8 protein-coding genes and 1 tRNA gene are annotated in these 11,898 nt (G+C 66.8%); 4 read left to right on the top strand and 5 right to left on the bottom strand.

The genetic code is table 11. The features are described from left to right. Positions 1 to 172: 172 nt before the first annotated feature. Together J2W78_RS16875 and J2W78_RS16880 are read right to left on the bottom strand one after the other, a co-directional pair. A complete protein-coding gene (locus tag J2W78_RS16875; RefSeq protein WP_253372347.1) occupies positions 173 to 967 on the bottom strand; it encodes an ABC transporter permease in 795 nt (264 codons plus the stop codon). Between the two features lie 68 nt (positions 968 to 1,035). Continuing rightward, positions 1,036 to 3,057, bottom strand: coding sequence for an OPT family oligopeptide transporter (locus J2W78_RS16880; RefSeq protein WP_253372349.1), 2,022 nt, complete (start codon positions 3,055 to 3,057; stop codon positions 1,036 to 1,038). 168 nt (positions 3,058 to 3,225) lie between these two features. Between J2W78_RS16880 and J2W78_RS16885 the strand changes: the two genes are divergently transcribed. The 4 genes from J2W78_RS16885 to egtD all read left to right on the top strand — a co-directional run bounded on the left by J2W78_RS16885 (position 3,226) and on the right by egtD (position 6,816). Further along, the gene (locus J2W78_RS16885; protein ID WP_253372350.1) at positions 3,226 to 3,822 is read left to right on the top strand and encodes a DUF1989 domain-containing protein; all 597 of its coding nucleotides are present in this window, start codon (positions 3,226 to 3,228) and stop codon (positions 3,820 to 3,822) included. 275 nt (positions 3,823 to 4,097) lie between these two features. Continuing rightward, on the top strand, positions 4,098 to 4,853 hold the full coding sequence (gene gntA / locus J2W78_RS16890) for a guanitoxin biosynthesis heme-dependent pre-guanitoxin N-hydroxylase GntA (RefSeq protein WP_253372351.1): 756 nt from the start codon (positions 4,098 to 4,100) through the stop codon (positions 4,851 to 4,853). 2 nt (positions 4,854 to 4,855) lie between these two features. Next, positions 4,856 to 5,872 (top strand): methyltransferase, encoded by a 1,017-nt coding sequence (locus J2W78_RS16895; protein WP_253372352.1) that lies wholly within the window; start codon positions 4,856 to 4,858, stop codon positions 5,870 to 5,872. Further along, positions 5,869 to 6,816 (top strand): L-histidine N(alpha)-methyltransferase, encoded by a 948-nt coding sequence (gene egtD / locus J2W78_RS16900; RefSeq protein ID WP_253372353.1) that lies wholly within the window; start codon positions 5,869 to 5,871, stop codon positions 6,814 to 6,816. The genes J2W78_RS16895 and egtD overlap by 4 nt, the downstream gene beginning before the upstream one ends. A gap of 99 nt (positions 6,817 to 6,915) precedes the next feature. On the opposite strand, the gene J2W78_RS16905 is transcribed toward egtD, so the two are convergent. The 3 genes from J2W78_RS16905 to lon all read right to left on the bottom strand — a co-directional run bounded on the left by J2W78_RS16905 (position 6,916) and on the right by lon (position 11,734). Beyond that, positions 6,916 to 8,088, bottom strand: coding sequence for a glycosyltransferase (locus tag J2W78_RS16905; protein WP_253372354.1), 1,173 nt, complete (start codon positions 8,086 to 8,088; stop codon positions 6,916 to 6,918). A 1,012-nt stretch (positions 8,089 to 9,100) separates the two neighbouring features. Beyond that, positions 9,101 to 9,176 (bottom strand) — tRNA-Val (locus J2W78_RS16910). Between the two features lie 137 nt (positions 9,177 to 9,313). After that, positions 9,314 to 11,734: an endopeptidase La gene (gene lon / locus J2W78_RS16915; protein WP_253372355.1), complete on the bottom strand. Its 2,421-nt coding sequence runs from the start codon at positions 11,732 to 11,734 to the stop codon at positions 9,314 to 9,316. Positions 11,735 to 11,898 lie beyond the last annotated feature (164 nt).

Genomic DNA, 11,898 nt, shown 5'->3' on the forward strand with positions numbered 1-11,898 from the left:
CAACCCCCTTTTTTGAAGCGCCGCCGAATTTTTGAGCCGCCTCCTCATCTCCGTACGGCCCTACTGGAGAACGTCGGTCCACCGGCCCAGCCCGACGGCGGATCTTCTCTGGAACCGCCGAAACCGAGCCCAAACACCGATCCCGGCTATACCCGGCAGTACCGAAGTCCGGTCACTGCTGGGCCCGAACGACGTAGCGTTCCATGAGAAGACCGATGGTGAGGCTGCCGAAGACCCAGCAGAAGAGATAAAGATAGTCGATCTGAGCAGGAATGGTCGGATCGTAAGCCAGGCGAACCCATTCAATGAGCTGCGTGATGGGATTCCATTTCATGTAGTAATAAATCTCATCGGGCATATAGCATGCCATAAAGTACACGCCGCTCGTCAAATACAAGGTGAGCGTCACCAAGATGTAACCGAGTGCCCAACCGGGAAAAACCGAGCAAATCCCAACATTGATCGTCCCGACACCGATTCCGAGCGCGATTGCCGTCAGATAGCCAGTGATTGCCGTCGTCATGTCGGCGGGAACGGGATCGACACCGAAGCAGACAAGGACCACAAAAACCAGGCAGACCCCCATGAAGCTGCTGACGATCTCGACGAGGATGCGTGCGACCACTGTATCGAAGCGTTTTACTTGTGGGAAGTAAGTAAGCGGCTTGTGGACCATGTATCCCTTCATCACCTCGCGGGAGATGTACTGAAAGGCGAGGGCCGGCAATGCGCCCGAAGCGACGAAGACCATCGGTTCGTCACCCATGGGTGACTTCATTCCGCGGAATGTCATGGCGCCGACGATGATCCCGAGATGCACGCAGGGCCAGAGCACCTGTACTAGGTAGCCCCAGTAGTTTCCGCCGAAGCGGCTGCGCATGTCGCGCAGCATCAGGGCGCTGAGGACGCGCAGGTAGACGTCGAGATGGCTCTGCCGGCGCGGCAGGGACGAGGCGTGGGCGTTCATGATATCCGTCGCAACGGGGCAGTCGCGCCCTTATGCTCGCTTGCAATCGCGACGAAATCGAGGACGGGTCAGGCGTCGCCGCGGCGGCCCGTCTCGTCCGTGCGCGAAGCGATGCGGTAGAAGGCGACGAGCACCAGCAGGAAGACGATGGGGCCGAGCCAGGGCCCGACCCCGCCGAGCGCATCGGCCGCGAAGGCAAGGGAACCGCCGCGTCCGCTCAGCGTGTCGGCGGCAGCGAGCAGGACGCCGACGACACTCTCGCCGACCAGGAAGCCCGAGGCCAGCAGCACGCCGCGGCGGCGTCCTTCGGCCCGCGCCGCGTCGCCCGCCCCGCGCAGTCGGCGCTCGGCGAGGCGTCCGACGAGGCCGCCGCAGGCGATCGTCACCACCACCTCCAGCGGCAGGTACATGCCGATCCCGACGGTGAGCGCCGGAAAAGAACGGCCGCTGCGGCGCAGACGCGCCTCCACCGCGACAAGGATCGCCCCGAGGCCCGCCCCCGTCGCCACCATCGACCAGGGCAACTCGTTGCGCACGATACCGCCGGCAATCTGCGTCATCAGAGCAGCCTGCGGTGCCGGAAGGGCGGCGGCCTCGTCCATGCCTTCGCGCGGCAGGGCGCCGACAAAACCGTAGGCGTTGTAGAGAAGGTTGAGGAGCGGGGCGATCACCAGGGCGCCCACCGCGACGCCCGCCGCGAGCGCCACCTGCTGGCGCCAGGGGGTGGCATCGACGAGTTGGCCGGTCTTGAGATCCTGAAGGTTGTCGTTGGCGATCGAGGCGGTGGTGACGACGATGGCCGACAGGAGCAGGACGGCGGCGACGACGAAGCGCTCACCCTCCGGCCCGGCGGACCGGCCGAGCAGCAGCGGGAGCAGCAGCGCGGCGAGGAGCGTCGTCAGGATGCCGATGCCGGAGATCGGGCTGGAGGAGGAGCCGAGAAGGCCCGCGAGATAGCCGCAGGCGGCCGCCATCAGGAAGCCGAAGCCGACCGTGAAGACGGTGGCGACGGCGACCAGCGCGAAGCGCAGACCACCGAGTTCGGCCTCCGCGCTGAAATTCAAGAACAGCCAAGCCAGGGGCAGCGTAAGCAGGAGCGAGGTGCCCGCAACCCAGGTGATCGGCAGGTCGCGCTCCTGGCGCGGCAACCGGCGCAGAGCCTGCCCACCGCCCTGCGCGGCACCGAAGGCGGAACGGATGCTTCCGAGGATCGAGCGGCCGAGGGAGGCGACCGTCCAGATCGCGCCAACGGCGATGATGCCGGCACCGATAAGACGGACCTTCTCCGACCAGACCGCTCTCGCCGTCACCTCCGCAGAGCCGGAGCCGGCCCCGTCACCGAAGGCGGTGAGCAGCGGCACCGCGGCGCCCCAAGCCAGAGCCACGCCCGCCAGAAGGGCGAGGCAGGCGCCGAGCCCGACGAGATACCCCACCCCGACGAGGGCGGGGGAGAAGCCCGTGGCGAACCGGAACAGGGCCGGTCCCACGGCGAGGGTGGTGTGGAGGCCGTCCGCGAGGAGGCGCAAGCCGGTGGTGGCGAAGCCGATCAGCCCACCCGCCCCCGCCGCGCCCAGCAGGATGCGCAGACCACCCCGGTCGCCGGCCTCACCCGCGTGCAACACTTCGGCGGCGGCGGTGCCCTCGGGATACGGAAGCCCGGCGCCCATCACCAGGGCGCGGCGGAGGGGGATCGAGTAGACGAGGCCGATCAGACCGCCGACGAGGCAGACGGCCGTCGTCTGCCAGAACGGGAAACCGTGCCAGTGGCCGATCAGCACGAGGCCCGGCAGGACCAGGATGACGTTGCACAGCGTGCCGGCCGCCGACCCTTGCGTCTGGACGATGTTGTTTTCGAGGATGCCGGACCCACCGAACAGGCGCAGCAGCCCCATCGACAGCATCGCAGCGGGAATCGAGGTGGAGAAGGTCACGCCCGTCTTCAACCCCATATAGAGGTTGGCGGTCATGAACACGACGGTGATCACCGCCCCGAGCAGAAGCCCTCGGAGGGTGAGTTCGGCGGCATGGCGAGGGTGATCTCCACTATCCTTGCCACGCGGGGGGGAGCGTTCGTCGGATCGGGCATCCACGGGCAGGCATCTCCGGTGCCGCCCCGTTGCTCGAGACGTCGACATTTATCGGGAACCCAACGGGGGTCTCGTCCGATCCCCCGTCGTGATGCGGCGGCGGCCAAGCTTGGAGCCGCCGCGGATCGGCACGCGAGCCCGCGGGCCTCACCCGCAAGGAGACAACGACGGATGAGCCAACCGATGCGCCATGAGATTCCACCGCGCTCGGGGGCGGCCTTCACGCTGGATCGCGGCCAGCGCCTCACCGTGATCGATCCTCAGGGCGAGCAGGTGGCCGACCTCGTGGCTTTCAGCCGAAACGACCTCGATGAGGTGATCTCCTCAGGCCGCACCATCGACTACGCCTCGCGCATCTTCCTGACGACGGGCGACCCGATCTACTCCAACCGCTCCAACGTGCTCCTGCGCATCGTGGAGGACACGGTGGGCCGGCACGACTTCCTGCTCACACCCTGCTCGGCCGACACCTTCCGGATCATCTACGGCGACGAGCACCCCCATCGGGGCTGCTTCGGCAATCTCGCCGAAGCGCTGGCGCCCTACGGAATCGAGCCGGACCGCATCCCGGTGGCCTTCAACGTGTTCATGCACGTTACCATCGATGGGCAGAGCGGCGAGATCGCGGTGCGCCCGCCGCTGAGCCGGGCCGGCGACCGGGTGAGTTTCGTGGCCGAGGCCGACCTCGTCATCGGTCTTACAGCCTGCTCCGCCCTGCAGTCGAACAACTTCTCCTTCAAGCCGATCCATTACGAGATCGAATCTTGAAGTTCCGCGTCCAAGAAACGGTCACGATCGGATAGATTACTGCGCTACGATGCCGCGGCGGATCAAGACAACATATAGATGAAGCCGTATCGTAGCTCATTAGTTATCCCCAGACCCGGCGGAACAATGGGCACAGACTGAGGTTCCTCCGCGCAGTTCATCTTTTCCGGGAGTCGGCGGACTGTGGGTCAGCCGCCTTCTCTCCCACAATCTTCACCGTGCCGGGCCGACAGGCTCGGTCGCGTCGCTCGTTTGTCTGCGTTCCACGAGGTGTCATGCTGCTGCCTACCGACGACACCGGCCATCCGCTCGCTGAGCGGTTCCGGCACTTCATTCGCCAACAGCCCTTCCCTTGCGTCGGCGCCAAGTCCGCTCTGTCCCGCGGCCAGCTCAAGGTGCTGGTCGCCCGAGACGTCGCCTCCGACGGCGACGACGCGCGGATCTACCCGGCGCTGCTGGCCTTCATCTGTCGCTATCGCGCCCGGCGCGACCAGTTCCAGAGCTTCGCCGTGGTGTTCGAAGGCCCTCACCACCTTTCAGAGGAGGCGTTCGAGGCGGCGCTCTGGCGGCGGATGCAGTCGTTGTCCGACCGCGACAGCGAGTTGGGTCATGCCCAGGATCCGCGCGTGTCGGCCAACCCGGAAGACACGCATTTCTCGATGAGCCTCGGGGGCGAAGGCTTCTTCATCGTCGGGCTGCATCCCGGGGCGAGCCGCAAGGCGCGCCGCTTCGAGCATCCGGTTCTGGTGTTCAACCTGCACGACCAGTTCGAGCGCTTGCGGGCCGAAGGACGCTACGACCGGCTGCGCGATTCGATCGTCGAGCGGGACGTGGCCTGGGCCGGGTCCGCCAACCCGATGCTTGCGCAGCATGGCGAGCGCTCTGCCGCGCGGCAATTCAGCGGGCGGGCCGTGCCGGACGATTGGGTCTGCCCCTACCACCGCCAAACGGAGGCGGTGGAATGGGACGCGCAACAGGTCGCGGCGGATCTGCGCTCGGGTGCCTTCCTTGCCGGACAGATGGAGGGTTGAGGATGACGGGGGCCGATGTTGCAACGCATCCCTCGGCCTCCCAGGAACCGGATATAGGCAGCGAGGACGCGCTCCTCGCTCTCGCTCGCGCGGTGCGGGATACCGGCTACCGGTTCACCACCGTCACGCCCGCCACGCATGCGCGGGTGAACGCCCGGCCCGAGAATGCTCTGGCGCGATCGCTACGGGACGTTCTGGGCTGGAGCCGCCCGTTTCGCGCGGGCCTGATCCCGGTGGACCTGACCGACCTGATGGAGCGGGCGGGCGTGCTCGACCGCTCGGAGGGGCCGGACGGTTCTCTCATGAAGGCGCGGATTCGGTTGTCGAGCCTCGACGACTCGTTGTTTCTGCACGCGGCCTATCCGCCGCTCGCGGCCGATGCCGTGTTCTTCGGCCCCGACACGATGCGCTTTGCCGAGGCCGTCCTCGCCCATCTCGAAGAGCGGGCCAGGGCCGGACACCCGGCACCGCGGCGGGTGGCCGATATCGGCTGCGGCTCGGGCGCGGCGGGCATCCTTGTCGCCAAGCGGTTGCCTGAGGCCGAGGTCGTTCTCGTCGACGTCAACCCGGCGGCGCTCCGCGCCGCACGCGTCAATGCCCGGCTCGCGGGCGCGGGCAACGCGCAGCCCGTTCACAGCGACATGCTGCGCGGCGTCGAGGGAGCGTTCGATCTCATCGTCTCGAACCCGCCCTTCATGGTGGATTCGGGGGGGCGGGCCTACCGGCAGGGAGGCGGACCGCTCGGGGCCGGGCTGTCGCTGCGCGTGGTCGAGGCGGCGACCGAGCGCTTGGCGCCGGGCGGCAGCCTTGTCCTGTTCACCGGCTCGGCCATCGTCGAAGGCCATGACGGCTTCCGGGAAGAGGCGACCGCGATCGGCGCGCGGGCCGGTCTCGATGTCTCGTACCGCGAGTTCGATCCGGACGCGTATGGCGAGGAACTCGACGATCCGGGCTATGCCGCGGCCGAGCGCATCGCGCTCGTGATTCTCACAGCGACCCGCCCGAGCGGACCGCGATGAGCGCGGCAGAAGCAGCGGCCGACGAGCGTGCCGAGTTCCTTCAGGACGCTCTTGCCGGTCTGTCGGACGAGGTGAAGACCCTGCCCGGCAAATACCTCTGGGACGAGACCGGCTCGGATCTGTTCGACCGGATCTGCGCGCATCCAGACTACTACCCAACAAAGCGGGAAATGGCGCTCCTGCCGCGGGTCGCGGCAGAGGTGGCCGCGCTGGTCGGCCCAGGCGTCAGCGTCGTGGAATTCGGCAGCGGTGCCAGCCGGAAGATCCGCACCCTGCTCGACGCCTTGGAGGGGCCGGCCTCTTACCTCGCCCTCGACATCTCGGGAGCCTATCTCGAAGCCGCGATTGCGCGCCTCGCTCCGGATTATCCGGACGTGACGATGATGCCGGTCTGCGCCGATTACTCGAAGCCCATCCGACTGCCGCCGGGGGCGGTCGTGCCGCCGATTCTCGGCTTCTTTCCCGGCACCAGCGTCGGTAACTTCACGCCGCAGCAGGCGGCGGGTTTCCTGGCGCGGGCGCGGGAGACGCTGGGGGCAAGCCACTTCCTGATCGGGGCCGACCCGACGCACGACCCGGCCCGCCTACGCCGTGCCTACGGAGAGGCCGGCGGGCTGATGGCGGCTTTGCACCTCAACCTTCTCGAGCGGATGAACCGGGAGCTGGGCAGCGATTTCGACCGGAGCCATTTCCGCCACGAGGCACGGCTCGCCGACGGCCCGTTCCGGGTGGAGGCCCATCTCGTGGCAACCCGGCCCGGCGCCTACCGGCTCGGCGACCGGACGATCCGCTTCGCAGCGGGCGAGACCATTCGCACCGACACCTCCCACAAATACGCGCCGGATACGTTTCGGGCCCTCGCCTCGGCGCAGGGCTGGGAGCCGGTCCGCCTCTGGGTCGATGAGGACAGCGGCTTCAGCCTCCACCTGTTCCGGGCGCGTTAGAACATCATCCCGAAAGGTGGCTTCCGGCTTTCGGGAAAAAGAGGATGCAAAACCAAAAGATTGGTGCATGGGCCGGGATCCGATATCCGGTCCGATACATCACGCACGGGCCGGCGCGTCGGCGAGATAGGTCAGGAGCGCGAGCCAAGTCGGCAGGCAGTGACGCCGCCGGTCGTAGCGTTCGATCACCGTGCGCCGGGCTGCCTCCCGCAGGGGCCGCCACCGTTCGGGCGCGCGGCAGGCCTCGATGAGTGCCTCCGCCAGCGCGTCGGCATCGAAGAAGTCGCGGATGATCCCGTTCACGCCGTCCCGCACCACCTCCCGCACCGGCGCGGTATCCGAAGCGATCACGAGGCATTCGCACGCCATCGCCTTCAGGAAGACCCGCGAGAGCGAGAAGGGATAGGTGTAGGCGACATGCGCCGTTGCGATCGAGAGGGCGGCAACCATTTCCTCGTGCGTGAGACGGGGGAGGAAATGAACGCGCTCGCGATCGAGCCGTCCGTCCAACTCGGCCAGCAGGCGTTCCTTCCACGTCTGCGGCTGGTCCCCTTTTGCCGCGGCATCACGGCGCCGATCGCTTCCGACCACGAGAACCTCCGCCTGGGGCACGGCTTCGAGCAGCGCCGGCAAGGCGCGCATGAAGGTCGGGAAGCCGCGGAGCGGCTCCAGTTGCCGGGCGATGAAGGTGATGACCGGGCGCGCCTTGGTCAGCGTGCGCCCGTTCGGCAGGTGCACGACGGCATTGGGATCGTAGCGCACCTCGTCCGTATCGATCCCCTCGTGGATCACGCTGGCCTGCGCCCGCAAGCCCGCCGGCAGCAGGCTGCGCTGGAACTCCGTCGGGCAGACCAGCCGCTCGGCCTCGGCATAGGCCATGGCCAGCGCCGCATTCCCGGCGCGGTCACGCACGCGGTCCTCGAGATTGGGCGGGCGCGTCCACTCGGAATCGAAACCGAGGGCATCACCGTCCGCCCGATAATACGGCGCGTAGGCAAGCCGACGCGCCCGGGGAAAGACTTGGTTGAGCAGCAGCGATTCTCCGCGCCCCGGATGCCCGACGATGACGGCCGGATCGAAGCCATGCTTGCGCAGTTCGAGCGCGCATCGCAGGGCGGCTGTGGCGTTGATGAATGCCGATTCGGTTGGATGGGCCAGCGGGAACAGGCCCGGCGTCACCTTCCGCCCCGGACGCCACCGCAGGATCGGCAAGTTGGCCAAACCCGGCGCGGCCTCTCCGGCAATGGCAGCGCAGCGATGGCCTCGATCCATCAGCGCTTCGGCAACAAAGCCGAAAGGTCCCGGGAAGTGGTCGTGAACGAACAGGAAATCCGTCATTCCGGCGCGCCGGTGCCCTCGTGTCGAACCGGCGCAACGCAGCGGGCGCTGACATGCGCCTTCTTCTGCACCAAAGAGTTGAGCGGCTCAGCCGGGGCAATTCATCCGCATTGACGCTTTGGCGATGCAAAAAATCTGCTCCGGATGACGGCGCTTCATGCCGACCCGGGTGTCGATGCCGGCCAATCCACTCCCTACCGGGTTGCGACATCGCCGCATCCGTGCGGCAAAGCGCAGCGGCGTATATTTTGGGACGTACAGGCAATGTGTCGAGGCAGTTCGCGGCTAGCGTCAGGGACTAGTCAGCCAGACGGCACCGTGAAGAATGACCATGTGTGGAAAAGAAACCGTCCAGTACGGACGCCCCCTGCGCCGCCGGCACGAGGCCTGGATCTACCGACGCTCGACACGCATCGTGCCGCTGTTGCTTCGCGGTAAAGAGAAGACGGATCGGACCGGGAACACGAGCCCTCAGCCCAGCGACAACGACAACGCGACGGCACGGGACGCGCCGAACCGGTATGAGCCGCGCAATCGTCAGGCGGCGCTCGCTTCGCGGTAGAGCACACGCGGCTCGCACTCTCTCCTCGGGCACGACAAGATTCCAGCGCGGCTCCCTCCGCGCCTTCGCCCAGGCCGCAAGCAGATCGCCGACGCCGCTCGATCCCAGGATGCCGGCGATGAGGCCGAGCCAGATCAGCCTACCTTCCATGTCGCTCCCCGCTCACGCCTGAACGGGGAACGCGCAGGAGGACATTGGTTTACCGTTTTCGCCTCCGCCGGACGATGCCGATCGTCTGCCCGATACCGGGCCGGAATGCTCACTCACTGAGCATGCCCGCAACGATCGCGGACGAACGTCTCGACGAGGGTGTTCCGTCGCAGACGCCCAACGGAGCCGGCAAGAACCGTTGCGCCCGCCTCTGAACCATCCTGCGCCCGGATTTGGTGGGCGGTGAGGGACTCGAACCCCCGACCCTCTCCGTGTAAAGGAGACGCTCTACCAACTGAGCTAACCGCCCGAACCGGCGCCGCGAAGCGTTACGGAAGGGATCGCGGCTGCGCAAGGCCGGGCTCGCGCTCTTCCCCTGACTCAGCGCACGAAAAAGCCCCCGGAGCAGCGCTCCGGGGGCTTCGTCCGTGATCGACGAACCGAGGATCAGTGGGCGATGACCGCCGCGCCGTCCTCATCCCGCTTCGGCGTCTTGGCCGGGAGCGGCTCGTCCCACTCGATGGGTTCGGGCTGGCGCACGAGGGCGTGCTGCAGCACCTGATCCATCCGCGAGACGGGGATGATCTCCAGACCGTTCTTCACGCTGTCGGGCACCTCGGCGATGTCCTTTGCGTTCTCTTCCGGGATCATCACCGTCTTGATGCCGCCGCGGAGTGCGGCGAGCAGCTTCTCCTTCAGGCCGCCGATCGGCAGGACGCGACCACGCAGGGTCACCTCGCCGGTCATCGCCACATCGCGGCGCACCGGGATCCCGGTGAGCGTCGAGATGATCGCGGTGGCCATGGCGATACCGGCCGACGGACCGTCCTTCGGGGTCGCCCCCTCCGGAACGTGGACGTGGATGTCCCGACGCTCGAACAGCGGCGGCTCGATGCCGAAATCGATGGCCCGCGAGCGGACGTAAGACGCCGCCGCCGAAATCGACTCCTTCATCACATCGCGCAGGTTGCCCGTGACCGTCATCTTGCCCTTGCCGGGCATCATGACGCCCTCGATGGTCAGCAACTCGCCGCCCACCTCGGTCCAGGCCAGACCCGTGACCACGCCGACCTGATCGTCCGCATCGATCTCGCCGTACCGGAACTTCGGCGGGCCGAGGAATTCCGGCAGCGTCTCGGGGTTGGCCTCGACCTGCTTCACCTTGGTGAGCAAGATCTCCTTGACCGCCTTGCGGATCAGGTTGGAGAGCTCGCGTTCCAGGTTGCGGACGCCCGCCTCCCGCGTGTAGCGGCGGATGAGCATCATCAGGCCGTCATCGGTGATCGACCATTCGTCGGGGGTGAGCCCGTGCTTCTTGACCGCCTCGGGGATCAGGTGGCGGCGAGCGATCTGGAGCTTCTCCTCCTCCGTGTAGCCGGCGATACGGATCACCTCCATCCGGTCCATGAGCGGGCCGGGGATGTTGAGCGTGTTCGCCGTCGTCACGAACATCACGTTCGACAGGTCGTAATCGACCTCGAGGTAATGGTCGTTGAAGGTCGCGTTCTGCTCCGGATCGAGCACCTCAAGGAGCGCCGCGGAGGGATCGCCGCGGAAATCCATGCCCATCTTGTCGATCTCGTCGAGCAGGATGAGCGGGTTCGAGGTCTTGGCCTTGCGCATCGACTGGACGATCTTGCCGGGCATCGAGCCGATATAGGTCCGACGGTGACCGCGGATCTCGGCCTCGTCACGCACGCCGCCGAGCGACATCCGCACGAATTCGCGGCCGGTGGCCTTGGCGATCGACTTGCCGAGCGAGGTCTTGCCGACGCCGGGCGGGCCGACGAGGCAGAGGATCGGGCCGGTGAGCTTGTTCGCCCGCTGCTGTACCGCGAGATACTCGACGATCCGGTCCTTGACCTTGTCGAGGCCGAAGTGATCCGAGTCGAGGACCTGTTGAGCCCCGAGCAAGTCCTTCTTGATCTTCGAGCGCTTGCCCCACGGGATGCCGAGCATCCAATCGAGGTAGTTGCGCACGACCGTGGCCTCGGCCGACATCGGCGACATCTGACGCAGCTTCTTCAGCTCGGCAGTGGCCTTCTCGCGGGCCTCCTTGGTCAGCTTGGTCTTCTCGATCTTGTCTTCCAGTTCGGCCAGCTCGTCGCGACCGTCCTCGTCGCCGAGTTCCTTCTGGATCGCCTTCATCTGCTCGTTGAGGTAGTACTCGCGCTGGGTCTTCTCCATCTGCCGCTTGACGCGGGTGCGGATGCGCTTCTCCACCTGCAACACGGAGATCTCGCTCTCCATCAGCGACAGCACGCGCTCAAGGCGCTGCGCCACCGTGGGGATCTCGAGGATCGCCTGCTTGTCGGCGATCTTGACCGCGAGGTGCGAGCCGACGGTGTCGGCAAGCTTGGACGGCTCGTCGATCTGCGTGACGGCGGAGACGACCTCGGGAGAGATCTTCTTGTTGAGCTTCACGTAGTTCTCGAACTCGGAGATTACCGAGCGGGCGAGCGCCTCGGCCTCCACGCGGTCGCCGAGGTCGTCGGTGAGCGTGAGCGCCTGCGCCTCGTAATACTCGTCCGAGCGCACGAAGGACTCGATCTGCGCACGGCCGGCGCCCTCGACCAGCACCTTCACGGTGCCGTCGGGCAGCTTGAGGAGCTGCAGCACGGAGGCGAGCGTACCGATCGTGTAGATCGCGTCGGTGGCCGGATCGTCGTCGCTGGCATTGATCTGCGTCGCGAGCAGGATGTGACGGTCAGAGCGCACCGCCTCCTCGAGCGCGCGGATCGACTTCTCGCGGCCCACGAACAGGGGCACGATCATGTGCGGAAACACGACGATGTCGCGCAGCGGCAGGACGGCGTAGGAGCCCGTCGAACCGGGAACGACCGGCTGGCGCGATTTCGACTGGGTCATGGGTTCTTCCCTTATGTGTTGACGCCGGGCAGTCGCTCCTCAACGGCGAGCAAGCATCTTGCCAGGTGCCGACCGGGCCGCGAAGGGTCGGAAGCGGATAATCAGTTTGCGGCTGGTGGCGCGGGCCCGACCTTTCGGGGGATGAAGCGTGGAGCCCTGCGTTG

Source organism: Methylorubrum extorquens (assembly GCF_024169925.1).
GTDB classification, from domain to species: Bacteria; Pseudomonadota; Alphaproteobacteria; order Rhizobiales; family Beijerinckiaceae; genus Methylobacterium; species Methylobacterium extorquens_A.